Origin of the sequence: Flagellimonas flava, assembly GCF_050617915.1 — a bacterium.
In the GTDB taxonomy this organism is placed as follows: Bacteria; Bacteroidota; Bacteroidia; order Flavobacteriales; family Flavobacteriaceae; genus Flagellimonas; species Flagellimonas flava_A.
Genome location: NZ_JBODQE010000001.1, coordinates 154,591 through 181,335 on the forward strand (window position 1 = coordinate 154,591; position 26,745 = coordinate 181,335).

The following is a 26,745-nucleotide window of genomic DNA, read 5'->3' on the forward strand; positions in this document are numbered from 1 at the left end:
GGGATGATCTACGATATTGTTTTGTTATCAGCTCCTGGATACCTTTCAGCCAAGGAAGACTCGATTTTGCTCCAAAACGTAGTTCGGGAGGATCAATTGGTGGCGGATGCTCTAGGGAAGGAAGGTTTAAAAGTGGTTCGTAAGTCCTGGGATGATCGTGATTTTGATTGGACCACCACCAAATTTGCCCTATTCCGATCTACCTGGGATTATATTCATCGCGTTAAAGAATTTGAGCAATGGTTGGAGAGCGTGTCAGCAAAAACCCAGTTGATCAACTCCAAAAAACTTATCGATTGGAACTTGGACAAACACTACTTCCAAGATTTGAAAGTGCAGGGCGTCCATATTCCCAAAACAGTTTTTATCGAAAGGGGATCGGACACCAGCTTGTATAATAGCTGGGAACTTGCACAAAGATCCTATGGATTTCAAGGTTCCAGTTTAATATTGAAACCCTGTATTTCCGGAGGAGCTAGGCATACCTATAAAATTGAATCCAAAACCATTCCCGAGTACGAAGAGGTATTTGGTTCCCTGATTAAAAATGAGGCCATGATGCTCCAGGAGTTTCAAAAAAGCATTGTGGAAAAGGGAGAAATCTCGCTGATGGTTTTCCATGGAGAATACACGCATGCGGTTCTAAAAGTGGCCAAAACTGGAGATTTTAGGGTTCAGGACGATTTTGGCGGAAGTGTTCATGAATATCATCCCAGCGAAGCGGAAATCCAGTTCGCATTAAAAACAGTTTATGCAGCACCGGAACTTCCCATGTATGCCCGAGTCGATATCTTTCAAGACAATGATGGTCAACTTGCGCTTGCTGAACTGGAAATTTTTGAACCTGAGCTATGGTTCAGAAATAATCCTAGTGCAGCTGCTGTCTTGGCCAAACATATCAAAAACAAACTCTTTTAAGCACCTATCCAAAAAGGAGCTGCAAGAAATGCTTTAGCCCGTTTTTCGAGTTTTCTGGGTTCCAAACCGCAAAAAGTGATGTGTTAAAGGGAACATCGGCCAATTCAATAAATCGAATCCCATAGTTTTTGTTGTCCATCAACGACTTGGGGACTATGGAAATTCCCATTCCACTTTCCACGAGTTTAAAAATGGTCGGGCCGTGGATGGAACGATGTGAAATACTGGGTGAAAAACCATAGTGCTGGCATAACTTAATGATCTGCTGATAGTACATTTGGCTCTGTTGATTGGGAAACAGGATAAAGTTTTCATTGGAAAACTGACTTATATCCTTGAAGGTCGCATCTGAAATACCGTGATTCTCTGGCAATACCACGCAAAGATTTTCCGTATAAACCGCTTTGCAGTTGAGACCAACAGGAACCTCATTGGATCGTACAAATCCAATATCCAATCGCTCCGCTTCCAGCGCCTGAAGCTGTAATTGGTTATTCATCTCATCCAAGGAAAATTTTGTTTTGGGATATTTTTCACTGAAGTCCTTGATCAGCGGGGGTAAAAATTCCTGCATCGCTGACCCAACGAAACCAATTCTAATCATCCCCTCTATTTCCTCCAAGGCCAATCTCCAATTTTCCAAGGATCCATGCATTTGATTGGTGACTTGCTGCGCGACTTGTTTGAACAATTGCCCAGCTTGATTTAGCTCTACCCGTCTGTTGGTTCGGTCAAAAAGAGGTTGGCCCAGCAGATGTTCCAACCGCTGGATTTGTTGACTCAACGCGGATTGTGAAATAAACAAACGTTCTGCCGCCTTCCCATAATGAAGGGTTTGGGAAAGGGTAAGGAAATACTCCAAATGACGAAATTCAATTTGATTAGTCAATCTTATTGTTTACTATAAAATAATAATTAATATCGATTAAAAGTACAATTAATTTTGTTCCCAGTAAATCTTTCAATACAACTAAGCATGATTTCTACGGAACAAACCCCTTTGGATTCAATAATGGAAGCACTCTTTACCCCCTATAAAAAGCGTGTGGCTGATGTGGACAAAATTATCTCCGCCATGATTCAGAACAAGCTTATCTCAAATGAAGAGGCCATTGTAAATGATCATATAGCTTTCCGCACTTTGGGCGTGCCCAATTTGGGCATTGCTTCTTTTGAAAAGATATTCCTGCACCATGGGTATAAGCGGATGGAGCCTTACCACTTTCCTGAGAAAAAACTGGACGCTTATTGGTATGCCCCGCCAGAAGAAAGACTACCTCGAATATTCATTAGTGAATTGAGGGTTCAGGATCTATCCGAACAAGCTCAAGGCATTATTGGAAATTACACGGGACAAGTAACCTCGGATCCAGTTGACCAATTGAATCTGAACGATCTTACTGCTGTTGGGGAGTTCTTCCACAAACCCTTATGGTCATTGCCAACCTTAGCTGACTATAAACTTCTTTTAGAGGAAAGCGAATATGCTGCCTGGGTTATTTACAACCGCTATTATCTTAATCATTACACCATCAGCGTACATGAACTTCCAGAAGCTTACGCCAACTTGGAAAACTTCAATAGTTTTTTGGAATCCATAGGAATTGCATTGAACTCTGCCGGAGGGAAACTTAAAGAAAGTAAAGATGGTCTGTTGAGACAAAGCAGTTCCGTTGCCCAAATGGTGGATGCTGAATTCGCCAATGGGGAAAAAACCAAAATAGCCGGGAGTTATGTCGAATTTGCAGAACGCCTACCTCTACCAGAGTTTAAAGGTTTAGCTAAGGAACAGTTATCCCGTAACCACCGTAGAGAAGGATTTGAGGCTGCAAATGCGGATAAAATCTTTGAGAGTACCTATACCGAGCAAACCGCTAAAACAAACTAGAAAAATTTATCAAAAAAACTTACCTATACTGACCAAAATCATAGGATGGTTTTGGGGCTGTGACTAATTTCGTCTTCAAAAAAATGAAGATGGTTTTTTTGACTAAATCCGCAATTTGGCTTAGCTTCCTGTTGTTGTCCACGGTTCTGTTTGGACAAAAAGGAATGGGGGATGCCAAAGGTGTCTCCCAAATGGACTCTTTACCAAATTTGATCGTTCTTGAGGGTGTCATAAAAAGTGTAAGTACTGGACCCTGTGAACTAAGTAAGGGCAATGCAACATCAGGAACCCATATATGGGTTCTATCCAATGATGAATTGTACAATGTTCATCTTGGGCCCACTGCCCGAATTAAAAAATTTGTTCGTGAAAAAACGGAGCAACCTCTGACGGCTACCGTTTTTAGAACCCACAAACTTCCAAAGAATCACTACATCGCCCAAAAAATCGAAATCAATGGAAGTGAATTAGTGTTACGCGATGGTTATCTCAAACCCTTTTGGGCCAATAAAAAATGTAAGGCTGTTTGGAAGTAGATCCCTGTAGGGAGGAAATTGGGGGGCGTCTTTAAGGCGTCTCCTAATTTTTTACCTGACCTACCTGCTGTTTCAATTCTTCCATAGACTGTTGCAACTGGCGAAGCAACCCCGTTTCTGTAGTAGCATCCAAATTGAAAGTCAATTTGCTGCTAACCTCCCAAATTTCTTGTATCTGAAATGGTTTAATTTCATAGGGAGGATAGGTTTCATTTAGCGATACCAAAGTGATATTATTGGAATTGGGGCGTCTCTCAATCTTCTTGACCAATACGGCATCCTGGAGCACCACCACATACATTTTGTTGGCGCTCACATGGTCTATATGTTCAATGGCCCTGGCCAATACCCAGTCGTTGGGCCTTAAATTGGGTAACATACTATCTCCTTCAACCTGAAATCCTCTATATGTTGCGTTCCTAAATTCCGGGATAGGCATGTCAAAAGCGGGCAATTGTCTGTACCAACTTGTATCTGCAATATTCTGGGGATAACCTGCTGCTGCTTTGGCGTTGACCAACACCATATTCTCCTGTTCCTCACTGTTCACCGTGACCACTTTAGGAATAACACTGGTTCTTGAGGTTTCCAAATGTCTGTCCTCACTTTCCCCAAACAACCACAGCGGATTTATATTGAACTGACGTAAAAGTTCCACTACAACTTTCCCGGATAACTTGGTCCGACCCCGTTCAATGTCCGCAGTGGTATTGGATATACCCAAAAGCTTGGCAAACTCAGCCTGGGTATGCCCCAAGTCCCTTCTAATATCAATAAATCGCTTAAGTGTCAATTCGTTTTCCATACCTCAAATATATAGAATTTGGATTATTTCCAAAATATTTTTTGGATTATTTCCATATTTAGGAATTATTCCATATTTTTGGACAAATTACAAAATGCAGTAACATGGGATCAAGCAAGACAATTATCTACGACGGTACTTTTAATGGCTTTTTAACCTTAATATTTAAAGCTTTTGAACACAAATGGTCCATAACCAACATTCAAAAACAAGACGCTGGTGGCAGTGAGCTTTTTGCCAATACCACCTATGTCAAAACGGATGTTGCCTTGGCCAAAAAGGTCTGGTTCGGCATACATCAAAAGAATCACACTGCTGTAAAAAGAATATACTATGCATTTCTAAGCGAACAATCCCATATTGAAATCTTACTGTACCAATATATTCAGTCCGTAATGGGAACAGTCTTACCAGAAGTGGACATCAATGATGTTATTGATACCCTAAACATACAGTCCAACAAAGTTGCACGGGAAAAGGGACGAATGGAAGCTTTTGTACAGTTCCAACTCTCCCAAGAAACAGGTGCGGCCCATATCAAGCCGAAGTACAATGTATTGCCCCTGCTGTCCAAACACATTAGGCAAACCTACAGGGGAAGGGACTGGCAAGTCTTTGACGACAAAAGAAAGTACGGTATTAGGTACAGTACTTTGGGCTTGGAATTAATTTCGAATACTACAGAAGTCCGGGCTGCAGTTTAATTTTGAAAACTATCTTTAAACTTTCCGAAGCGAACATGGCTTATAAACAACTTAAACTATGGTTCGATACAGATTTGGCTGAACTCCTTGCGGACAAACTCCTTGCAAAAGGCATTGATTTCGATAAGGCTTCCTTTGTCAATTCAGTAGCTGAAAAATTGGCCTACCTCGAACTAAAAGACCGTGTGGAGTTATTGGCGGATGCGCTTCGCTCCCATTTGCCAGATGACTATCTCTCCGCGACTTCCCACCTGATGGATATCCTTGGTCCCAAAAATGAAAAGGAAACTGGGATGTTCAAAGAGTTTTATTGGGTGATGCCCATCGCCAAATATGTAGAAAAATATGGCTTGGGCCATTTTGATACCTCAATGTCCGCGATTCGGGAAATTACGCAACGTAATACGGGAGAATACACCATAAGACCCTATTTGGTAAGATTCCCAGGGCCAACGCTAGAAGTTATGCTGACCTGGTCCAAGGACAACAATAAACATCTGCGTAGATTGAGCAGCGAAGGTGTACGCCCCAGATTGCCCTGGGCCAGTAAATTAGATCAGTTCATTCAAGATCCAACTCCAATTTTCCCCATTTTGGACAACCTGAAGGATGATTCAAGCAAATATGTGCAAAAGTCCGTGGCCAACTGCGTCAATGATGTTTTAAAGGACAATCCCGACATTGGAAAAACTTGGATTGAGAACTGGGTTCCCTTGGCATCCAAGCAACGTAAATGGATCATCAAACATGCGATGCGCAATCTGCTTAAAGCAGAAGATCCTTGGGCAATAGGAGTATTAGGCTCTTTATCCTGATGTGCTTATTTGCTTCGCTCACCCACAAATTGGTCGCTCTTATTTTTAAAGAGGACATTGAAAGTGGTCAAGCTTCCATAAATTCGGGTGATGTACTGTTGCAGATCAACCTTTTCTTGATCATCCAGATTTTTGCTACTGTTGATTTTTTGCTCCATTACCCTGATACGATCACGCACCATCACAATTTTATGAAAGAAAGTGTCAATCGGCATTTCCTTGTTGGCCAAATCCCCTCCAGGTTCCAAAACCAATTTCCCGCCACGCCATTTGTCGGCAATGGCAACTTTCTCAGTAGTATCGCTCCATTTTTTAAGAATGGATACCAAGGAACTTTCCACATCAAAAAAGCTAACGGTATCCACTTCATCCGAAACTCCTTCAATTACCTCAAATTCAGAATCAATATCAATGGTTTCCAAACCATTTTCCAAAAAAGTGACCCAATAGTGTTGGGAAGATACATTGGTCACCACCCCTTTACCGTACTCAGGATGGTTAATACGAGAGCCTATGCCCAGTAGTTTCATTTGCGTCAATTTAAAAGACCCAAAAATAAGCCATCCATTGTCAATAACGAAACTGGAACACACTTCCTTTTTAAGTATCAAAACCTTATTTTAGCAAATTGTGCTATGATTAACTACGAAGAAAATATTGAAGTCAAGGGCGCCAGGGTCCACAACCTGAAAAATATTGACGTGACCATTCCCCGGGAGAAATTGGTGGTCATCACAGGCCTTTCCGGCAGTGGAAAATCCTCCTTGGCTTTCGATACCATTTACGCAGAAGGACAACGACGCTACATTGAGACTTTCTCTGCTTATGCGAGACAATTTCTTGGCGGATTGGAACGTCCCGATGTGGATAAAATAGATGGCCTCTCCCCTGTAATTGCCATTGAGCAAAAAACAACCTCCAAGTCACCGCGTTCTACCGTGGGCACCATTACAGAGGTCTATGACTTTCTCCGCTTGCTCTTCGCACGGGCCGGGGATGCTTACAGTTATAACACAGGAGAGAAAATGGTGAGTTATAGCGATGAGCAGATAAAGGATTTGATCATAGATTCGTATCAGGACATGAAAATCAATGTCCTGGCCCCAGTGGTAAAATCCAGAAAGGGGCATTACCGTGAACTTTTTGAGCAGATTGCCAAACAAGGTTTTGTAAAAGTTAGGGTTGATGGCGAAATCCTGGATATCGTAAAGGGCATGAAGGTGGATCGCTACAAGACCCACGATATTGAGATTGTCATTGACCGCCTCAAAGTTTCGGAATCCGAAGATTTCCATAAGCGATTGGGCGAAACCATAAATACCGCTATGTACAGTGGCAACAATGTGCTTATGGTTTTGGAAGAAGGTGAGTCCGTTCCCAGGTACTTTAGTCGGGATTTGATGTGTCCTTCAACAGGGATCTCCTACCCTACTCCTGAGCCCAATACCTTTTCCTTCAATTCCCCAAAAGGGATGTGTCCAGAATGCAACGGATTGGGGCATGTGTTTGAGGTAAACGAACGGAAGATATTTCCCAATAAAAAATTGTCCATCCAGGCTGGAGGGATTGCGCCATTGGGCGAATACAAAAAATCCTGGGCCTTCAAACAACTTGAGACCATTGCCCAGCGCTATAAGTTCAATTTGACCGATCCGCTCGAAAAGATTCCTGCCGAGGCAATGGACATCATTTTAAATGGGGGCAATGACAGTTTTGAAGTGGACTCCAAAACCCTGGGAGTAAAAAGGCAATATAAAATTGACTATGAGGGTATTGCCAATTTCATCAAAACCCAATTTGATGAGGCCAACTCTACCTCCATCCGCAGATGGGCCAAGGAATATATGGACAAAGTAGGATGCCCAAGTTGCGATGGGGCTAGGCTAAGGAAAGAGTCTTTGTATTTTAAGATAGGAGAAAAGAACATTGCCGAACTGGCGCAATTGGATATTGCGGAATTGGCGGACTTCTTCAAACAGTTGGAAAGCAATCTGGAAGGCAATCAGAAAAAAATTGCCGAAGAAATCATCAAGGAAATCAAGACCAGGGTTCAATTTTTGCTTGATGTGGGACTTGATTACCTATCCCTGAACCGTAGCTCAAAATCGCTCTCTGGTGGGGAAGCACAGCGCATCAGATTGGCAACACAGATAGGCTCTCAATTGGTTGGGGTGCTTTATATATTGGATGAACCCAGTATTGGTCTGCACCAGCGGGACAATGAACGACTGATCAATTCCTTGGAATCCCTTCGGGATATAGGAAATTCCGTTATAGTGGTGGAGCATGACCGTGACATGATAGAACATGCCGACCATGTTATTGATATTGGGCCAAAGGCCGGAAGACATGGTGGGGAAATTATTTCCGAAGGCAAACCCGCGGAATTAAAACAACACCACACCCTAACAGCGGAATACATTACCGGGGAAAGGGAAATTCCCGTTCCAACCCACAGAAGAAAAGGGACTGGGAAGAAAATTGTTCTTACGGGCTGTACAGGAAACAACCTTAAAAATGTAACGGCACAGTTTCCTTTGGGTAAACTTATAGGCGTAACCGGAGTTTCGGGAAGTGGAAAGTCCACCTTGATCAATGAAACCCTTTACCCCATTATGAACGCCCATTATTTCAATGGGGTGAAGAAACCCATGCCGTATAAAAAGATTACCGGCTTGGAACATGTGGACAAGGTCATTGACATCAATCAATCCCCAATTGGAAGAACACCAAGGTCCAATCCAGCGACCTATACAGGTACTTTTAGTGAAATTAGGAGCTTGTTCGCCAAAACCACGGAAGCAACGATCCGCGGGTACAAACCAGGCCGTTTCAGTTTTAATGTGGCCGGGGGAAGATGCGAAACCTGCCAGGGAGGTGGTCTCAAGGTTATTGAGATGAACTTTTTACCCGATGTGTATGTGGAATGCGAGACCTGCAATGGCAAGCGGTTCAATAGAGAAACCCTGGAGATTAGGTACAAAGGCAAATCCATTGCGGATGTCCTGGAAATGACCATCAACGAAGCGGTGGACTTTTTCGAGAACATTCCCAAAATCCATAGGAAACTAAAAACCATTCAGGATGTTGGGCTGGGATACATTTCCCTGGGACAGCAATCCACTACCCTTTCCGGAGGAGAGGCCCAACGGGTGAAACTGGCAACCGAGCTTTCCAAAAGAGATACAGGAAATACGTTTTATATTTTGGATGAGCCCACAACTGGACTACATTTTGAAGATATAAGGGTTTTGATGGAAGTTTTGAACAAATTGGTGGACAAAGGAAATACCATTTTGGTCATAGAACATAATATGGACGTCATAAAAATGATGGATTATATTATTGATATAGGATACGAGGGCGGTCGTGGTGGCGGAATGATCGTTGCCCAAGGTACACCGGAAGAGGTGGCCAAGGACAATAAAAGCTACACAGCCCGGTTTTTAAAGAAGGAGCTTGAGCAATCCAAACGGAAAATTGCACCTGCCGTTTAATACATAATTATTGAAATGCGAAAAGAACAGCACCATAAAGGATGGAATGAAATAAAGACCAATGACTCTTGGGCCATATTCAAGATCATGGGTGAATTTGTCAATGGTTTTGAGAAGATGAGTGAAATTGGCCCGTGTGTTTCCATTTTTGGGTCGGCGCGGGTAAAGCCTGGACAACCTTTCTATGAGTTGGCCGTGGAAGTGTCAAAAAAAATAGCGGAAGCCGGGTATGGAATCATCACCGGCGGTGGGCCTGGGATTATGGAAGCTGGAAACAAAGGAGCCAACCTTGCGGGAGGAACTTCCGTGGGCCTAAATATTGACCTTCCTTTTGAACAGCACGATAATCCTTATATTGACAGCGATAAAAACCTGGACTTCGACTACTTTTTCGTTCGGAAGGTTATGTTTGTCAAATACTCCCAGGGATTTGTGGTGATGCCCGGTGGGTTTGGCACCTTGGATGAATTGTTTGAGGCTATAACACTAATCCAAACCAGCAAGATCCATACGTTCCCCATTATTTTGGTAGGTACCAAGTTCTGGAGTGGCCTTATTGATTGGATCAAGGAAACCATGCTGAATGCGGGCAACATTAGTCCCACGGACCTGGATTTGATTAAAATTGTGGATTCTGCCGAAGATGTTGTCGATATTATTGATGCGTTCTATAAAGGGCGTAACCTCAGCCCCAATTTTTAATCCCTTGCCTTTGGCGATCAAAAAAAGCATAACATATTTTTCTTTGCTCTTCTTTCTTGTTGGGTTCAAGATGCTGGGGCAGCACACCAATGAGGTAACAGCCGCGTTAAAGGACGAAACCAAGGAGGTTGAAATCAAACAAAAGTTCACCTATGTCAATACCTCCAAGGATGGATTGACCGCTCTTTACTTCAACGACTGGAACCACGCTTATTCCAACAAAAAAACGGCGCTTGCCAAACGTTTTGCGGAGGAGTTTAAACGTAGTTTGCATTTGGCCAAGGACAAAGAACGCGGACACACCAATGTAGTTAGTATAGTTGGCCACAATTATGCGGGCTTAAGTTGGAATAGAATAGGCAATAGCGATGTAATCAGAGTTCAGCTGGAAGAGGTTCTGGCCCCAGGGGCATCCGTAGAGTTATTTTTCACCTATACCATTAAACTGCCCAATGCCAAGTTTACCGCCTATGGTTTTGGCCCTAATGGTGAGTATCATCTGAAGGATTGGTACCTTACCCCAGCCGTGTACAATGATGGTTGGAAACTGTATGACAATATGGATTTGGATGACAACTACACGGATCCAGCCAATACCTCCATCAACTTTACCTATCCCGACAAACTATTTTTGTCAACTAATTTCATAGACATTGGGAAATCCAATTTTCCAGGTGGACAATTCATACAGCTTCAAGGGGAGAATAGAAAAAACTGTGAAATCATCTTGGAAAGAACTTCTAGGTTCACCAAACATGTAACTGGTATGATCACGGTTACCACGGACTTGGAATCCAACAGATATGATAAAATCTCTCAGGGCATTTCCATTAATAAGATTGCCGTTTTCTTAAATGAAAACTTGGGAAAGTATCCACACCCCAATCTTCTGGTAAGTGAAATTGCATACAACAAAAATCCCTTGTACGGTATCAACCAGCTGCCGTCATTCATCAGACCCTATGAAGAGCAGTTCCAGTTTGAGATGAAGTTTCTTAAAACCGCCATTCATGGCTTTTTAAGTGAAACCATTTATTTAGACCCGCGAGCGGAACGCTGGGTGCTGGATGCCATTGGCAACTATTTGATGATCAAATATGTGGAGGAACACTATCCCGACCAGAAATTGGCTGGTAAATTGTCCAAAATCTGGGGGTTCCGGGGATTTCATTTGGCACAGATGGACTTCAATGAGCAATATGCGCTCTTAAGTATGCTTTCTGCCCGTAAAAACATTGATCAGGCCTTGGATACACCCAATGATTCCTTGATCAAATTCAACCAAAAAATCGCAAATGGCTATAAGGCTGGATTGGGGATGTCCTATTTGGCTGAATACCTAGGAGGTCAGAAGGTTGATAGCAGCATTACCTCTTTCTATAAAGGTCATATGCTGAATCCATCAGTAAAAGCCATGGACTTCCAAAAGGAAATAGAACAACACGCAGAAAAGGATGTGGATTGGTTTTTTGAAGAATATGTTTCCACACGAAAGAAAATCGATTACAAAATCAAAAAGGTTGAAAAATCAGAAGATTCACTGACTTTTACAATTAAAAACAAACGCGGAACCAAGGTCCCCATCTCCCTGTTTGGGCTTAACAAGGATTCCGTGGTGTCACAATATTGGTTTAAGGATATTGACACCTCCAGAACTTTTACCATTCCCAGAAATGGAGAAGACCGCCTGGTGCTCAACTACGATAAGAAGATTCCGGAATTCAACCAGCGCGATAACTGGAAGACGCTCAATGGTTTTTTTGCCAGTAACAAGCGATTAAAATTTCAATTTTTTAAGGACACGGAAGACCCATATTACCATCAGATATTTTATGTGCCCATTGCCAATTTCAATGTGTACGATGGGATAACTCCAGGGCTACGTATTTATAACAAAACCTTTTTGGAGCGCCCATTTCAATATGATATTTCCCCCACCTATTCCTTTTTGGAAAAAACGGTAGTGGGCAAGGCTAGTTTTCGTTACCGTAAATATCACGGAAAAAGTGGCCTCTTTGTTTCCAATTATGTTTTTGCTGGATCAACCTCGCATTTTCAGGTCAATTCCCGTTATACCACGCTAACTCCCGCAGTTTCATTTGGATGGAGGCCTGATAATCTAATTTCCAATAGAAGGCAGAGCCTGTTGCTTCGTTACCGTAGCGTTTTTAGAAGCATTGATGAGAGTATTGCCGATCAACTGGACACAGAACCGGATTACGGAGTACTTAATCTTAGGTTTATAGATGTGGACAACGATATCCTAAACTACACTTCTTGGTTTTTGGATGCACAACACTCCAGTGACTTCACAAAACTGGCCTTTGAATTGGAATATCGAAAATTATTTGAAAGCAACAGGCAGTTTAACTTTCGTTTATATGCCGGTAAATTTTTGCGCAATAATACGGACTCTGACTTCTTCAGTTTTGCTTTGGACAGACCAACCGATTATATGTTTGACCTAAACTATCTGGGACGTTCAGAAAACTCAGGAATCTATAGCCAACAAATCATTATTGCCGAAGGTGGTTTTAAATCCAAACTGGAAAACCCCTTTGCCAACGATTGGATTATTACCACCAACGCCAGCACTAACATATGGAGATGGATTGAAGCCTATGGGGATTTGGGGTATATCCGTAATAAAGGGGAAAATGCCCGTTTTGTTTACGACTCTGGGGTTCGCTTAAATTTGGTGACTGACTATTTTGAACTCTACTTTCCTGTATATAGCAACCGAGGTTGGGAAATTGCAGAAAGGGATTATGGAGAACGCATTCGCTTTGTGGTCACCATTAGCCCAAAAACGCTTATTGGCCTCTTTACCAGAAAGTGGTTCTAAATTGAGACATTCATAAAAAAGAGGCTATTAATTATCGTTTGATTGAATAATTTTCCTTAAAAATGCACTTTTCATAACATATTATTACTTTATTAACAGGTTTTGTTGTTGCCATTCTCCTTCGATTTTAGTATTTTTGCGCAAATTCCAATGTGCCAATGAAACCCCATTCCAAGACAAGCAGCGATATTTCCTTTGATGATTTCCAGTCCCAAATCCTTAAGGATTACGAGGTTGCGGTCACCAGTAGGGAGTGTAGCTTATTGGGAAGACGTGAAGTGCTTTCCGGTAAAGCAAAATTTGGAATATTTGGTGATGGAAAAGAACTACCACAGTTGGCCATGGCCAGGGCATTTCAGGATGGGGATTTTAGAAGCGGTTATTACCGGGACCAAACCTTTATGATGGCCTTGGGTTATCTAAACCCTAAGGAGTTTTTCCACGGGCTTTATGCCACCACTGATATGGAAAAAGAGCCCATGAGTGCGGGGAGGCAAATGGGAGGCCATTTTGTGACCCACAGTTTAAATGAGGACGGTACCTGGAAAGATTTGACCAAACAGAAAAACAGTAGCGCGGACATCTCCTGTACAGCGGGTCAGATGCCACGTCTGCTGGGCCTTGCACAGGCCTCCAAATTATATCGGAACCTAGAGGAAATTGACCAAACCAACTTTTCCAATAACGGAAATGAGGTGGCTTGGGGAACCATAGGAAATGCCAGTACCAGTGAAGGTCATTTCTTTGAGACGATCAACGCTGCCGGGGTTATGCAGGTTCCCATGATCATTTGTATATGGGACGACGACTACGGTATCTCGGTACCTGCAGAGTTCCATACAACAAAGGGAGATATTTCCGAAGCTTTATCCGGTTTGCAACGGGATAAAGACACTCCTGGCTACGAAATCCTAAAGGTCAAAGGTTGGGATTATACAGCCTTGATCCATGCCTTTGAAAATGCATCGGACATTGCCCGGGAAGATCATGTCCCAGTGATGATTCATGTAACAGAACTTACACAGCCACAGGGACATTCCACTTCTGGTTCCCATGAACGTTATAAATCCAGTGAGCGTCTGGAATGGGAACGGGAGAATGATTGTAACAAGCGATTTAGGGAATGGATTCTGGAAAATGGAATCAAGACGGAAGAAGAACTAAAAATCCTTGAACGGGAAATCAAGCTTAAAGTTCGAGCCGCCAAAAAAGAAGCTTGGGCTGAATTCCTTCAACCGCATATCCAAGCCAAAAAGGAATTGATCCAATTATTGGAGAATGCAGCATCCAATAGTCCCAATCGCAGTTTCATCAATAAGGTGAAAAATGATTTGATTGCCATTGAAGAGCCCATCAAAAAAGATTTGGCCTCCAAAGCCAGAAAAGCTTTGCGCTATCTCATTGGGGAAACAAATCCAGAAAGGGCCGCCCTACAACAATGGATTTCAAACTTTTTAGATGAAGTTCAACCCAAATACAGCTCGCACCTCTATAACGAACTGGATAGCAAGGCAACCGAAGTTAAAACGTTGGAACCTGCCTATGATAACAATCCTGACGAAGTGGATGGGCGTATCATTCTTAGGGATAATTTTGATGCGCTTTTCGCTAAATACCCTCAAGCGTTGGTCTTTGGAGAGGATACTGGGAATATTGGGGATGTGAACCAAGGATTGGAGGGGCTTCAAAAGAAGTATGGCCCACTCCGTGTTGCGGACACCGGAATACGTGAAACCACAATCATAGGTCAAGGCATTGGTCTTTCCCTTAGGGGCTTACGGCCAATTGCTGAAATACAATACCTGGATTACATTCTATACGGAATCCAGACTTTAAGTGATGATCTTGCCAGTCTTATGTACCGAACTGTTGGGAAGCAAAAGGCTCCGCTAATCGTGAGAACACGTGGTCATAGATTGGAAGGTATTTGGCATTCCGGGTCGCCCATGGGTGGATTGATACACTTACTACGGGGTATGTATATTCTCGTTCCCAGAAACATGACCCAAGCAGCAGGATTTTATAACACACTCCTAAAAAGTGATGAGCCCGCCATTGTCATCGAGAGTCTAAACGGCTATCGCTTAAAAGAAAAGAAACCCTCTAATTTGGGTGAGTTCTGCACACCTATTGGCAAGGTGGAAACATTGAAAGAAGGTAAGGACATTACCCTTTTGTCCTATGGTTCTACACTCAGAATCGTTCAAAATGTAGCCTCCGAGCTATTGGAAGTAGGTATTGACGCAGAAGTTATTGATGCACAGTCCTTACTCCCCTTTGATTTGGATCATGAGGTGGTTAAAAGTCTTCAAAAAACAAATAGGCTGCTGATCATTGATGAGGATGTGCCAGGTGGCTGTTCCGCCTATTTACTGCAAGAAATTCTGGAAAACCAAGAAGGGTACAAGTATTTGGACAGTGCTCCGCAGACCTTAACAGCCAAGGAACACCGACCTGCTTACGCTTCGGACGGGGATTATTTTTCCAAGCCCAATGCCGAAGATATTTTTGAAAAGGTCTATTCCATTATGCACGAGACGGATCCTGTATCCTATCCGCAATTGAGATAAAAAAAAAGCCCCCGATAAATCGGGGGGCTTTCTATTTAGTTTTTCAACTCCTCTTCCGGTTGTTGCACCGCTGGCACCAATGGATTTCCGTCTGCATCAATCTCAATGATATCGTCAAAACCAAGTTCATCCAATTTACTGGCGATCTTGGCGCGATCCCCCACCATAAACCAATTGACAGCCTCAGGTTTTACTACTTGGGTACTAACCTTGCGCACATCATCCAACGAAAGGTTCCGTACATTTTGGTCATAGGTCTCATAATAATCATCCGGTAGATTGTATCTAAGAAGATTTCTAATAGAGGTATTCACCGCACTATTGGTTTCCCATTGTCCAGGTAAACTCAACACTTGGTTCGTTTTTACCTTATCGAGTTCTTGCTGGGTAGCGGGTCGTGTGGAAATAAATTCGGAAATCTCCTTTCTCAATTCGGTAACAGATTCCGAAGTTTTATCCGTTTGAACCGGGGCGTAAACAATAAAAGGTCTTTCCTCTTTGGATCCAAGCACAAAACCGCCCGCTCCGTACGACCAATGTTTATCCTCCCTAAGGTTCATATTGATTCTTGAAGTAAAATCCCCTCCAAGAATACTCACCATTTGTTCCAAAGCAATTTCAGAAACACCCCCATATTTCTCGGTTAAATGTCCTGCAATTATTACCGACTGTTGGGATTCGGGTCTGTTCATCAGATACAAGGTGTTTTTGGAATTCACCTGTGGCTCATTGAAGACTACTGTGGGAACATCCCCTTTCTTCCATTTGCCAAAGGATTTTTCCAACTTGGCCTTAAGGTCAGACATCTCTATGTCTCCAGTTACTATGAGCGTAGCATTGTTGGGTTTCATCCAGGTCTCATAGAATTTCACCACATCATCACGGGTTAGTTTTTCAACGGTTTCTTCATATCCCGTTCCAGTATACGGATTGCTATAGGGATGCCCTTCACCATACATATACTTGTTCATAACCCGAAGGGCCATGGAAATGGGTTGGGCCTTTTCATTTTTGATGTTGTTGATTTGCTCGTTTTTCAGACGTTCAAACTCTGCTTCCGGAAAGACCGGGTTCAACACTACATCAGAAAACAAATCCATACTGGCATCAAAACTCTGTTTTAAGGTGGTCATGAACACGTTGGACTGATCTTGATTTGAAAAGGTATTTAAACTGACACCCAATAGTTCGGATTTCTCGCTGATTTCCAATGAATTTAAGTCTTTCGTCCCCTCATCCATAAGGTTCATGGCCAACTGGGCCGTACCTGGGCTGGATAGGTAATCTGTTTTATAACCAGCATCGAACACCATATTGACTACAACCGTGGGAACTCCTGTACGCTTTGCCAGGACAACATTTAACCCATTGGATAGTTGTGCTTTTTCCAAATTTGGGAACTTGGAACTCTTTTCAGGACCTAGCGCCGGTAAGTTTGAGCGATCTACTATAGATTTCTCAACACTATATTCTGGGAACGGATTGCAAACGAGAACGTGCTTCCCTTTGCTCAACCATTTTTTGGCTGTTTTTTGGATATCCGCAACCGTGGCGTCCTCCACAAATTTCAATACGGTTTTGTAGTAGGCCGCATCTCCAAAATAAGTTTGGTTGGAAGCCAGTATATCTGAGACTCCTCCAAAACCACCAATCCTTTCCAAACCTTTGATAAAATTGGAAAAATAGGCTGCTTTTACCCTGTTCAATTCAGCTTCAGTGGGGCCTTCATCCATAAACTTTTGGATTTCTTCCTCTAATTGAGTTTCCAGTTGGTCGGCATCCTGCCCAGGTTTCACATTCAACCAGGTAATAAACCTGCTGGAAATCTCACTGGAAGCCTGAAAGGAAACGGCCCGACTGACCGTTTGGTCCTCATACACAAACCTTTTGAATAAGCGCGAGTTTTTACCACTTGTTAAAATAGCTGAAATCAAATCAAAATGGAGGTCCTCTTTGTCTCCAAATTGAGGTGTATGCCAGGCAAAAAGCACCCGGGTTTCGGGAACCCTGTCCTCGTAAACTTGATAAGTATCCTGATTCCTTTCAGGAATGCGCACTTCTTGACGTTCAATGGTTGGTCCGGCAGGAATATCCCCAAAGTACTTCAAAACGCGCTGGTAGACATCCTCAGGATCTATATCCCCGGCCACAGCCACCACGGCATTGGCTGCTCCATAATACGATTTGAACCACTCGTGAACATCGTCAAGCGAGGCGGCGTTCAAATCTTCCATTTCTCCAATGACCGTCCATGAGTATGGATGGCCCTTGGGATACATGGACTTGGTCAAGTAGTTCCATTGTTTACCATAGGGTTGGTTCTCGCCCTGTCTTTTTTCGTTCTGGACAACTCCACGTTGCTCGTCCAATTTTGCCTGGTCAATGGCACCCAATAAATGACCCATCCGATCCGATTCCAAAAAAAGTACCTGATCCAAAGCTGATACAGGAACATTTTGGAAATAGTTGGTCCTATCGGTATTGGTGGTTCCGTTTAGGTCTGTTCCCCCAATACTTTCCAAGGCTTGGAAATAGTCCTTATTATAGTTCTCACTACCATTGAACATTAAATGTTCAAACAGGTGGGCGAATCCACTCTTGCCCGGTTTTTCATTTTTGGAACCTACGTGATACCACACGTTCACAGCAACGATTGGTGCTTTATGATCTTCGTGCACCAAAAGGGTAAGCCCGTTGGGAAGTTGGTATTTCTTATGCGGAATTTCAATTTGATCCGCTTTGAATTGAAAGTTTTGGCCCAGTTGCGATTGTACACAAAACAGGACCATAACCGAGAAAGTCATTAGTCTCTTCATGACATGAAATTTTCGTTAAGTGATTGATGTTAATACTGTTTAACAAGGTACTAAATTTTTGGCATCCTGCGTGTCTATCCCTAGAAAAGGCCAATTCTTAAATTTGGCTCCATCACCAGTGCCACAGTAAATTTTGATGCCTATTTTTCTTTTGTTGAAACATAATTTATACTTTCACGAAAACTAAATCCCCCACCAATGAAAAATAATCTTTTGATCCATTTAGGATTGGCCATTCTAAGGATCGTTCCTTCAGCCTTTATGCTTACCCACGGCTATCCGAAATTCCAAAAGTTGATTAGCGGAAACATGGAGTTTGCCAACCCTATAGGAATAGGTCAAGGTCCTTCTTTGTTCTTGGCCGTATTGGGTGAATTTATCTGTCCCATTTTAATGATCATTGGTTTAAAAACGCGTTGGGCAGCAATTCCAACTACCCTGGTTATGCTGGTAGCAGCATTTAGGGTACATGCGGAAGATCCTTTTGGCACCAAGGAAAAGGCACTTCTTTTTGCTGTAGTTTTTATCGTGGTGTTCTTGCTTGGTCCAGGTAAGTATAGCGTGGACAAAAAATAAGATCAAACTATTGCGGTCAGCATTTCCTTAAGCAAATCTGCTTGGGCCAAATTACTGGCACCTACTCCTTTTCCTTTTAAATCCAGTTGGCGAAGATTGGAAATAATGGCGCTTACCCGCTTCATTGGGTAGTTTTTGGCCGCAACGGTAAATTCGTTTACAAAATAGGGATTAACACCCAGCACTTTGGCCACATTTCCTGGAGAATGGTCATTAAGACCATGGTACTTTAAAAGCTGGGTGAAAAATGTGTTCAACAAGGTTATTGTGATCACAAAAGGATTGTCCTTCGGATTTTGGGCAAAATAATCCACGATGCGTGCTGCCTTTTTGACATCGCGCTCCCCAAGGGCCTTCTTCAATTCAAAATTGTTGAAGTCTTTGCTTATTCCTATATGCTGCTCTACAAGCTCAGGGGTAATCTCAACGTTGGAAGGCACAATGAGTGTAAGCTTGTCCAGTTCGTTGCTGATTTTGCTTAAATCGGTTCCCAAAAACTCTACCAACATAATGGCCGCCTTAGGTGAGATTTTATATTTCTTGCCAGACAATGTTCGCCTGATCCATTCAGCCACTTGATTTTCGTACAGTTTTTTGCTCTCAAACAGTTCCCCTGTTTTTTGAACGGCTTTGTACAGTTTTTTCCGTTTGTCCAGTTTCTTGTATTTGTAGCAAATTACCAAAATGGTGGTTGGCTGGGGATTTTGGGCATAGGCCACAAAATTCTCTATGGTTCTGGAGAGATGTTGCGCTTCCTTAAGGATGACCACTTGATGGTCTGCCATCATAGGAAACCGTTTGGCGTTGCCAATGACTTCATCCACGGTGGTATCCCTGCCGTACAGGACCATCTGGTTGAAACCCTTTTCGTCCTCCGTTAATACGTTATCAGCGATGTATTGGGAAATCCTGTCTATATAATAAGGTTCCTCCCCCATTAAAAAATAAATGGGTTTGGGATTCCCTTGTTTTATGTCAGAAACTATTTCCTTTACCCTATCCATTCAGAAAAAATCGTCAAATTTGTCCCATGCAGCCATTGGACTTTCCTTCATATCCGTTCCGACTCAAAAGTAGCGAAAAAGGGCTCCAAATCTTCGACATCATACGGAAAAAATTTGTGTTGCTGCAGCCCGAGGAATGGGTACGCCAGCACGTGGTTCATTTCTTGGTAGAAACAAAGAAATACCCAAAAAGTTTGATCAATGTGGAGAAGCAGCTGGTTGTTAACCAGTTAAAAAAGCGATATGATGTGGTGGTATTCCAACCCAATGGTTCAATTTATTTACTAGTGGAGTGCAAAGCTCCTGAAGTTACCATTGACCAAGCCACTTTTGATCAAATAGCCCGGTACAATTTACAATTGCAGGCCAAGTATTTAATGGTTACCAACGGATTGAACCATTATTACTGTAAAATGGATCTTGAAAGTGAAAAATATAAGTTTTTGAAGGAAATTCCTGATTTTAGCCGTTAATTTGCTGCCGTTTTGAAAGTTGCAGTCGTCATACTGAATTGGAATGGGAAAACTTTGCTTGAAAAGTTTCTCCCTGCTGTTATGGCCCATTCAGAAAATGCCAGTATCCACGTTGTGGACAACGCAAGCGAGGACGATTCCGTCCAATTTCTCAGAGAAAATTATCCGAGTGTACAAGTCATTGTAAATGACACCAATGGCGGATTTGCCAAGGGTTACAATGATGGTCTGAAACATGTGGATGCGGATATCTTCTGTTTATTGAATTCTGATGTGGAGGTTACCGCCAATTGGTTGGAGCCTGTAATGGAGGTATTCAAAACCCGACCCGAAGCTGCCATTGTTCAACCCAAGATTCTGGATCTAAAACGCCCGGAGTATTTTGAGTATGCCGGTGCTGCTGGAGGGTTTATCGACCGTTTGGGCTACCCTTTTTGCAGGGGAAGAATCTTTCAGGCTCTGGAAAAAGATTTGGGCCAATACAACGATATCAAGGAAGTTTTTTGGGCCACAGGGGCATGCATGTTCATTAAAAGCGAGGTTTTCAGAAATCTTGGTGGGTTTGACGAGGATTATTTTGCGCACCAGGAGGAGATAGATCTTTGCTGGAGAGCAAAGAATCAAGGTCATCAAGTGCTTTATGTGGGCCACAGTCATGTTTTCCACCTTGGAGGTTCCACCTTGAAGAACATGGATCCCAAAAAAACCTATCTTAATTTCAGGAACTCCCTCTACTCCATTACCAAGAACTTACCGGGCAAAGTTGCCTTCAGGATTATCTTCATGAGGCTACTCTTGGATGGGATCGCCGGAATGCGATTTGTCCTGCAATTAAAATTTGGCCATTGCTTGGCCATATTGCGTGCCCATCTCAGTTTTTATAGTAACTTTAGGAAACTTTACAAAAAGAGGGAAAAAGCAAAATTTTTATTAAAATACTATTCCGCAACATCCATTGTTTGGTCTCATTTCGTACATCAAGTGAAGCGATTTAACATTTTAGTAAAAGATTAACGATGCCGAAAGACGCCAACTTTGCAATTTCTCTAATTTTGGCGGATAGTTGAAGCAGTGAAATATCTAACAATTCTTAATAATTTATACCCAGTACTATGAAAAAAGTTTTCCTAGGAACCTTGTCCATGGCAATTTTGTTGTCATCTTGTGTATCACAAAAAAAATATGCCGATCTTGAGGCCAAACAAAAAGAGACCCAAGATTTATTGAATTCCGCAACCGTTAAATTAAACGATTGCCTTGAGGAAAAAGCGACCGCTTCTTCCCGATTACAAACCCTTGAGGATCAAAACGCCTTCCTAAAGGCCAACAACCAGGAATTGATCAACAATATGGGGAACTTAACTACCCTTACTACCAAAGGGGCTGAAAACCTTGAAAAATCTTTGGAAAGCCTAAGGGAAAAAGACTTGACCATTAGAAGATTGCAGGATGCCGTTACCCGCCGTGATTCCGTGAACCTAGCCTTGGTTCAGAGTCTAAAAGGCGTTTTGGGCAATCTTGATGACGAAGACATTGAGGTAAGTGTTGAAAAAGGTGTGGTGTTTGTTTCCATTTCAGACAAACTTTTGTTCAGAAGCGGAAGCTACAACATTACCAATGCAGCCAAGCAAGTTTTGGGCAAAGTAGCCAAAGTGGTGAACAACAAACCTGATTTCGAATTCTTGGTGGAAGGACATACAGACAATGTCCCGTATAAGCCTAACGGAGGAATTATTGACAACTGGGATTTGAGTGCCAAGCGTGCCACTTCCATTGTAAGAACCTTGCAGAACGATTTCAACGTTGATCCAAAACGTATGACTGCTGCAGGAAGAAGCTTTTATGTTCCTGTTGCTTCCAATGATAGCGCTGCCGAAAGAGCTAAAAACAGAAGAACACGTATTGTTGTATTACCAAAAATCGATCAATTCTACAGCATGATCGAAGAAGGTATGAAGGATCCAGCCATTGGCGGTTCTGGCAACTAAAGGAGCACAATAAAAAACCAGAAAAGGCGACCCAAAAGGGTCGCTTTTTTTATTTAGAAGATATCCAAATCCCCCTTGCCCTCACGGACAATTTCGGGATAGCCACTGGAAAGATCCACCACGGTGGAAGCCACATTGCCCCCGTATCCCCCATCAACCACAACATCTACCAATTCTCCCCATTTTTCATAAATCAGTTCTGGGTCAGTAGTGTACTCCAAAATATCATCCTCATCGTAAATGGAAGTGGAGACAATAGGATGGCCTAGTTCCCGAACCAAAGCCCTTACAATCTCATTATCAGGGACTCGAATTCCCACCGTTTTCTTCTTCTTGAAGTCCTTGGGAAGGTTGTTGTTCCCAGGTAAGATAAAAGTATAGGGCCCCGGAAGAGACCGTTTCAATATTTTGAAAGTCGAAGTATCTATTTGTCGTACAAAATCGGACAGATTGCTCAAGTCGGCACAAACAAAGGACCAATTGGCCTTTTCCAACTTTACCCCCTTTATTCTGGCAATGCGCTGCAACGCTCTGGAATTGGTAATGTCGCAACCCAGACCATAAACCGTATCCGTAGGATAGATGATCAATCCGCCCTTGCGCAAGACATCTCCTATTTTCTCCACCTGCCTAGGATTAGGGTTCTCCTCAAAGAGTTTGATTAATTCAGCCATTTCATTGGGGGTTAACCTTTGTTCGAGCTACAAAGTAACAAAGAATATCCCCAAAGTAGGTATCCGTCAATTCATATGGGCCATCCGTCAATTGAGGGCTTGGAGTAAGCCTTCAAACTTTCACTTTTGTTGAAGTACAACCCAATACATTCAAAAATGATGGATTCCAAAATACGCTGCTTCGCCCTACTTGGTTTATTCGCCATTTTGTTAACAGCTTGTGGCAATAACAACCTGTCCAAAAAAACACCAGCTCCTCCCCATTTTAATCATGGTAGGGAACTCATTGCCCACCTAGACTATAACCTTTCCCTGCTTAAGAAGTTGGATGCCAACGATGAGGAATTCAACGAAAATGCAGTATTAATCAACGAACAGATCAGAAAAACCATAGAGCGAATCCAATCCAAAAAACTTCTAGAGCAAGTTTGCAAATCTTATAACATTTTGGAGCATGACTTTACATTTACCCTATCCAGGGACGAAAAGGTTGGAGTATTTTCATGGGAGTCTCGGATGCAAGGTGCATTTCAGGGCATCCGGAATATCGCCTTATATTCCAATAAAGGTAAAATAGTTCCTACCTCATTATATGGGGAGTCCATAGCCTATCAGCAAATCCATACAATTAAAACCAGCGCAAAAAGCTTCTATTTATTACAAGGTAAAGGAGCCGCCCATACTACAGAAGAATTTTTTAGGTTGGATGCCCATACAATCAATGAAGATGGCATGGAGCTCGCCAAAATCTTTCCCAATAGACAAAGTTCCATGGTTTCCCCATTGGACTTTAATGTTGAAATGGATGGTTCCCTCATTCTAAAACCAGAGACTTGGGGAACTACCTTGGCTTATAGGCCATTAGAGTTACTTGCCGATCATCAAAATGTAAACTATGTTGAATCTACCACTTCCATAGATCAGCAACTTGGTTCCAAGGCTTTTGAAACTAGAAATTCAAATAACTTTCTACAAGGTTCCGAAATACCCAAGAAAATTGGAAGGGTCTCTGATGAATCTTTTTTCTTTGTGGATGGATTGGAGATTCAAACCTTCTATCATGAGGAGAACAATCAATCTTTATTCAAATTGACCACTCCCAGTGGGATAGAAACTGAAATCCCTTGGGATGGAAAAGTATCTTTGGTTGCAAAAAAAAACCATTTCCTATTTTTTTCGGAAGATATGGGCTCGAGTCCAGGAAGATTGCACCTGTATAACATCAGCCAAAAAAACGTCCAATGGTCCCGCCCGATGACCAAAGCGTTTATTTTGGATGACTCCATGCTGTTTACGGAAGAAATCGAGTCGTATTTGCTCTCCAACCCAAATGAAGTCTCCTGTAGTTCCTCGGTCGGAGTCAACAGGGCCTATTATAAGGTCTATTCCGTTAGTTATGGGGAAAAGCATCCTATTGTGGAATTTACCAACCAGATTTTTTGTGGAAGTAGCTCAAACAATCTACTGGCCAAGTTGTAATCTGGATTTTCGTATTAAAAAAGTAATTAATGATTTCTATTGGTCAAGCACTTCCAACTTGGCGAACCTAAGCAGTAGCTTTTTAATGTCGCCCTTTTCAAATTGAATCTCGGCTTTCTTATCATTGCCCACGCCCTCTATCTTGAGCACCTTCCCTCTTCCAAACCGCGTATGGTTAACCAGACAACCTTCAATAAGGTTGGGATCCAAAGCATTGGTATTTGTAGCTGCTAGTTCCGGTTTTAACTTCCGCAGTTTTCGCAATTGATTTTCGTTGGGCCGTTGCACACTGGGCGGAGTACCATTTTTGGGTTTTATCTGTCGTAATTTACTCTTGTCCACCTCTCCAAATATATCGGCGTTGATCATGGATTTGTATCGATATCCATCATTTACAGGGGTCAAGTTTTCAACATACTGCTCCTCTATCTCCTCCAAAAAACGACTAGGCTCAGCATCGATAAGTTTGCCCCAACGGTATCTATTTTGGGTATACGTGAGATAGGCCTGCTTCTCTGCCCGGGTCAAGGCTACGTAGAACAATCTTCGCTCTTCCTCCAATTCACTTCTGGTGTTCATACTCATGGCGGAAGGAAACAAATCTTCTTCCATCCCCACAATGTAAACGTATGGAAATTCCAATCCTTTGGCCAAGTGAATTGTCATCAAAGCAACACGGTCATCATCTCCAGTGTCTTTGTCCATATCGGTCGCAAGGGCCACATCTTCCAAAAACTCGGTCAAACTCCCTGTGGAATCTGCCAATTCCTTTTGTCCTTCCACAAAATCCTTGACCCCGTTCAAGAGTTCCTCAATGTTCTCCATCCGCGCTATACCTTCCGGCGTCCCATCTTTTTTAAACTCAAGGAGCAAGCCTGTTTTTTTCGCCACATGTTCGGCCAAGGTAAAAGCATCCGAACCTTCATTCATGATTTGAAAGCTCTTGATCATGGTCACAAAATCCCCTAATTTTCGCTGGGTTCCAGCATTGATTTTCAGTTCTAATTTGGACAGGTTGTCCATAACCTCAAAAATGGAACGGCCATAGTGATTGGCTGCAACCACTAGTTTATCCACAGTGGTCTGACCAATCCCACGAGCAGGAAAATTAATGACTCGTTTAAGCGCCTCCTCATCCTTAGGGTTGATGATCAACCGCAAATAAGCCAATACGTCCTTAATCTCTTTTCGTTGATAGAAGGAAAGCCCCCCATAAATCCGGTAAGGAATATCCCTTTTACGCAGGGCATCCTCTATGGCCCTGGATTGGGAATTGGTCCGATACAAAACAGCAAACTCGCCATTCATCAATTGATGCTGCATCCGGTTCTCAAAAATGGAACCTGCAACATAACGTCCCTCTTCTGCATCGGTAATACTCCTATGAATTTTTATCTTATTGCCTTCATCGTTGGAGGTCCAAACCACCTTCTCCAACTGGTTCTTGTTTTTGGCGATAATGGAGTTGGCAGCATTGACAATGTTCTTGGTGGAGCGATAATTTTGCTCCAAGCGATAGACCGATACATCATCATAATCCTTCTGGAAATTGAGAATGTTACTGATATTGGCCCCACGAAAAGAATAAATACTCTGGGCATCATCCCCCACCACACAAATGTTTTGATACCTATCTGACAAAGCCTTTACAATGAGGTATTGCGAATGATTGGTATCCTGGTACTCATCCACAAGGATATACCTAAATCGGTCTTGATATTTCATCAGCACCTCAGGAAAGCGTGTCAAAAGTTCATTGGTTCGGAGCAGTAGGTCATCAAAATCCATGGCACCCGCCTTAAAACACCGATCCACATAATTTTGATAAATTTCTCCCAGTCTTGGTCGTTTTGCCATGGCATCGGCTTCCACCAACTCCGGGTTCTGAAAATAAGCCTTTACGGTAATCAAGCTATTTTTATAGGAGGAAATCCGATTCTGTATCTGTTTGTACTTATAGATATCCTTGTCCAATCCCATTTCCTTGATGATGGACGCAATCAATCTTTGGGAATCTTGGGTGTCGTAGATGGTAAAATTGCTGGGGTAGCCCAGTTTGTCCCCATCAAACCGTAATAATTTGGCAAAAACAGAGTGGAATGTACCCATCCACAGGTTCTTTGCTTCCGAATTCCCAACAATGGTGGCAATCCGTTTTTTCATTTCCCGGGCCGCTTTGTTGGTAAAGGTCAAAGCAAGAATATTGAAGGAATCCACCCCCTGCCCCATCAAATGCGCTATTCTATAGGTCAATACCCTGGTCTTACCCGATCCCGCACCAGCAATGACCATCAAGGGGCCATCCTTGTGCAAAACCGGTGCCCGCTGCGCATCATTCAATTCATCCAAAAAAGTATCCAACCGCTCAGGTATTTAAAAAGTAAAGGTGAAAATAGCCATTCTTGGTTTCATGCTAAAATCATCCTGTTAATACTTATAAACAGCAATCCGTTTA

General features: G+C 42.6%; 21 protein-coding genes. 14 read left to right on the forward strand and 7 right to left on the reverse strand.

The genetic code is table 11. The features are described 5' to 3' along the window. Window positions 1–3 precede the first annotated feature (3 nt). Window positions 4–918 carry an ATP-grasp domain-containing protein gene (locus ACRHOZ_RS00710; protein ID WP_431121273.1) on the forward strand — a complete coding sequence of 305 codons (915 nt, stop codon included), beginning with the start codon at window positions 4–6 and terminating at the stop codon, window positions 916–918. A gap of 4 nt (window positions 919–922) precedes the next feature. Here the strand turns inward: ACRHOZ_RS00710 and ACRHOZ_RS00715 are convergent, their stop codons facing one another. Then, a complete protein-coding gene (locus ACRHOZ_RS00715) occupies window positions 923–1,807 on the reverse strand; it encodes a LysR family transcriptional regulator (RefSeq protein WP_431121275.1) in 885 nt (294 codons plus the stop codon). A gap of 87 nt (window positions 1,808–1,894) precedes the next feature. On the opposite strand from ACRHOZ_RS00715, the gene ACRHOZ_RS00720 reads away from it, so the two are divergent. Together ACRHOZ_RS00720 and ACRHOZ_RS00725 are read left to right on the forward strand one after the other, a co-directional pair. Further along, complete coding sequence (locus ACRHOZ_RS00720) at window positions 1,895–2,806, forward strand: DUF1338 domain-containing protein (RefSeq protein WP_431121277.1); 912 nt, start codon at window positions 1,895–1,897, stop codon at window positions 2,804–2,806. 89 nt (window positions 2,807–2,895) lie between these two features. Next, on the forward strand, window positions 2,896–3,342 hold the full coding sequence (locus tag ACRHOZ_RS00725; protein ID WP_431121279.1) for a hypothetical protein: 447 nt from the start codon (window positions 2,896–2,898) through the stop codon (window positions 3,340–3,342). Between the two features lie 43 nt (window positions 3,343–3,385). Here the strand turns inward: ACRHOZ_RS00725 and ACRHOZ_RS00730 are convergent, their stop codons facing one another. Further along, window positions 3,386–4,147, reverse strand: a complete 762-nt coding sequence (locus ACRHOZ_RS00730; protein ID WP_138833324.1) for an XRE family transcriptional regulator — start codon at window positions 4,145–4,147, stop codon at window positions 3,386–3,388. A gap of 104 nt (window positions 4,148–4,251) precedes the next feature. Here ACRHOZ_RS00730 and ACRHOZ_RS00735 point away from each other — a divergent pair, with 104 nt between their 5' ends. Both ACRHOZ_RS00735 and ACRHOZ_RS00740 read left to right on the forward strand, forming a co-directional pair. Next, the gene (locus ACRHOZ_RS00735) at window positions 4,252–4,851 is read left to right on the forward strand and encodes a TIGR03915 family putative DNA repair protein (protein WP_431121281.1); all 600 of its coding nucleotides are present in this window, start codon (window positions 4,252–4,254) and stop codon (window positions 4,849–4,851) included. Between the two features lie 35 nt (window positions 4,852–4,886). Further along, window positions 4,887–5,666, forward strand: a complete 780-nt coding sequence (locus ACRHOZ_RS00740) for a DNA alkylation repair protein (RefSeq protein ID WP_431121283.1) — start codon at window positions 4,887–4,889, stop codon at window positions 5,664–5,666. Window positions 5,667–5,671: 5 nt separating this feature from the next. On the opposite strand, the gene ACRHOZ_RS00745 is transcribed toward ACRHOZ_RS00740, so the two are convergent. Next, window positions 5,672–6,196, reverse strand: a complete 525-nt coding sequence (locus tag ACRHOZ_RS00745) for a hypothetical protein (protein ID WP_420399816.1) — start codon at window positions 6,194–6,196, stop codon at window positions 5,672–5,674. 105 nt (window positions 6,197–6,301) lie between these two features. Between ACRHOZ_RS00745 and uvrA the strand changes: the two genes are divergently transcribed. The 4 genes from uvrA to ACRHOZ_RS00765 all read left to right on the forward strand — a co-directional run bounded on the left by uvrA (window position 6,302) and on the right by ACRHOZ_RS00765 (window position 15,280). Next, window positions 6,302–9,163, forward strand: a complete 2,862-nt coding sequence (gene uvrA, locus ACRHOZ_RS00750; protein WP_431121285.1) for an excinuclease ABC subunit UvrA — start codon at window positions 6,302–6,304, stop codon at window positions 9,161–9,163. A gap of 15 nt (window positions 9,164–9,178) precedes the next feature. Next, window positions 9,179–9,865: a TIGR00730 family Rossman fold protein gene (locus ACRHOZ_RS00755; RefSeq protein ID WP_431121287.1), complete on the forward strand. Its 687-nt coding sequence runs from the start codon at window positions 9,179–9,181 to the stop codon at window positions 9,863–9,865. A gap of 70 nt (window positions 9,866–9,935) precedes the next feature. Next, window positions 9,936–12,710, forward strand: coding sequence for a metalloprotease (locus tag ACRHOZ_RS00760; RefSeq protein WP_431123306.1), 2,775 nt, complete (start codon window positions 9,936–9,938; stop codon window positions 12,708–12,710). 158 nt (window positions 12,711–12,868) lie between these two features. Then, a complete protein-coding gene (locus ACRHOZ_RS00765; RefSeq protein WP_431121289.1) occupies window positions 12,869–15,280 on the forward strand; it encodes a thiamine pyrophosphate-dependent enzyme in 2,412 nt (803 codons plus the stop codon). Between the two features lie 35 nt (window positions 15,281–15,315). Here ACRHOZ_RS00765 and ACRHOZ_RS00770 read toward each other — a convergent pair whose 3' ends face one another. Then, window positions 15,316–18,096 carry a M16 family metallopeptidase gene (locus ACRHOZ_RS00770; protein WP_431121291.1) on the reverse strand — a complete coding sequence of 927 codons (2,781 nt, stop codon included), beginning with the start codon at window positions 18,094–18,096 and terminating at the stop codon, window positions 15,316–15,318. A gap of 198 nt (window positions 18,097–18,294) precedes the next feature. On the opposite strand from ACRHOZ_RS00770, the gene ACRHOZ_RS00775 reads away from it, so the two are divergent. Next, entirely contained in the window at window positions 18,295–18,672 is a 378-nt protein-coding gene (locus ACRHOZ_RS00775; RefSeq protein WP_138833342.1) for a DoxX family protein, read from the forward strand. Window positions 18,673–18,674: 2 nt separating this feature from the next. On the opposite strand, the gene holA is transcribed toward ACRHOZ_RS00775, so the two are convergent. Further along, entirely contained in the window at window positions 18,675–19,676 is a 1,002-nt protein-coding gene (gene holA / locus ACRHOZ_RS00780; protein ID WP_431121294.1) for a DNA polymerase III subunit delta, read from the reverse strand. A gap of 26 nt (window positions 19,677–19,702) precedes the next feature. Between holA and ACRHOZ_RS00785 the strand changes: the two genes are divergently transcribed. The 3 genes from ACRHOZ_RS00785 to ACRHOZ_RS00795 all read left to right on the forward strand — a co-directional run bounded on the left by ACRHOZ_RS00785 (window position 19,703) and on the right by ACRHOZ_RS00795 (window position 22,137). Beyond that, a complete protein-coding gene (locus ACRHOZ_RS00785; RefSeq protein ID WP_431121296.1) occupies window positions 19,703–20,149 on the forward strand; it encodes a type I restriction enzyme HsdR N-terminal domain-containing protein in 447 nt (148 codons plus the stop codon). Window positions 20,150–20,161: 12 nt separating this feature from the next. Then, window positions 20,162–21,163 (forward strand): glycosyltransferase family 2 protein, encoded by a 1,002-nt coding sequence (locus ACRHOZ_RS00790; RefSeq protein ID WP_431121298.1) that lies wholly within the window; start codon window positions 20,162–20,164, stop codon window positions 21,161–21,163. A gap of 98 nt (window positions 21,164–21,261) precedes the next feature. Further along, complete coding sequence (locus ACRHOZ_RS00795) at window positions 21,262–22,137, forward strand: OmpA/MotB family protein (RefSeq protein WP_431121300.1); 876 nt, start codon at window positions 21,262–21,264, stop codon at window positions 22,135–22,137. A 53-nt stretch (window positions 22,138–22,190) separates the two neighbouring features. On the opposite strand, the gene ACRHOZ_RS00800 is transcribed toward ACRHOZ_RS00795, so the two are convergent. Then, on the reverse strand, window positions 22,191–22,811 hold the full coding sequence (locus ACRHOZ_RS00800; RefSeq protein WP_431121302.1) for an L-threonylcarbamoyladenylate synthase: 621 nt from the start codon (window positions 22,809–22,811) through the stop codon (window positions 22,191–22,193). 156 nt (window positions 22,812–22,967) lie between these two features. On the opposite strand from ACRHOZ_RS00800, the gene ACRHOZ_RS00805 reads away from it, so the two are divergent. Beyond that, window positions 22,968–24,290, forward strand: coding sequence for a hypothetical protein (locus ACRHOZ_RS00805; RefSeq protein WP_431121304.1), 1,323 nt, complete (start codon window positions 22,968–22,970; stop codon window positions 24,288–24,290). 36 nt (window positions 24,291–24,326) lie between these two features. On the opposite strand, the gene ACRHOZ_RS00810 is transcribed toward ACRHOZ_RS00805, so the two are convergent. Then, window positions 24,327–26,651 (reverse strand): ATP-dependent helicase, encoded by a 2,325-nt coding sequence (locus ACRHOZ_RS00810; protein ID WP_431121306.1) that lies wholly within the window; start codon window positions 26,649–26,651, stop codon window positions 24,327–24,329. Window positions 26,652–26,745 lie beyond the last annotated feature (94 nt).